Origin of the sequence: Escherichia whittamii, from assembly GCF_014836715.1 — a bacterium.
In the GTDB taxonomy this organism is placed as follows: domain Bacteria; phylum Pseudomonadota; class Gammaproteobacteria; order Enterobacterales; family Enterobacteriaceae; genus Escherichia; species Escherichia whittamii.
This window is the reverse complement of sequence record NZ_JACSQI010000039.1, coordinates 1-551: the sequence shown is the minus strand read 5'-3', so window position 1 is coordinate 551 and position 551 is coordinate 1. Positions and strand designations below refer to the sequence as shown.

At 52.8% G+C, this 551-nt stretch carries 1 protein-coding gene; it reads left to right on the top strand.

Features of this window, described 5'->3' with window-relative positions; genetic code table 11:
- A partial coding sequence (locus H9644_RS21445) for an autotransporter outer membrane beta-barrel domain-containing protein (protein ID WP_191776505.1) occupies nucleotides 1-551 on the top strand: 551 nt, incomplete at both ends.

Genomic DNA, 551 nt, shown 5'->3' with positions numbered 1-551 from the left:
TATGACTACAACGTGGTAAAAAGCGACAACCAGAACTGGTTTTTAACCAGTGAAATTCCCGCAGGACCGTATACCCCACCGGTACTGCCTGTAATCCCGGAACCAGATCCTGAGCCACCTGTAACACCAGAACCGCCTGTAACACCAGAACCGCCTGTAACGCCAGAACCGCCTGTTACGCCATCTGTTCCACAACCAGAACGAAAACATCTGTATCGCCCGGAAATTGGCAGCTATGTGGCCAATATTCAGGCGGCAAATACGCTGTTTAATACCCGACTGCATGACCGTCTGGGGGAAACACAGTACACCGACCTGCTGACCGGCGAGCAGAAAGTGACCAGCCTGTGGATGCGTAACATTGGCGGACATAATCGCTTTAAGGATCGCTCGGATGAACTGAATACCCAGAGCAACCGTTATGTTCTGCAATTGGGCGGCGATCTGGCGCAATGGAGCAGTAACGCACTCGATCGCTGGCATCTCGGCCTGATGGCTGGCTATGCCAACAGCAAGAGCCACACACATTCCAACCTGACCGGATACAACTC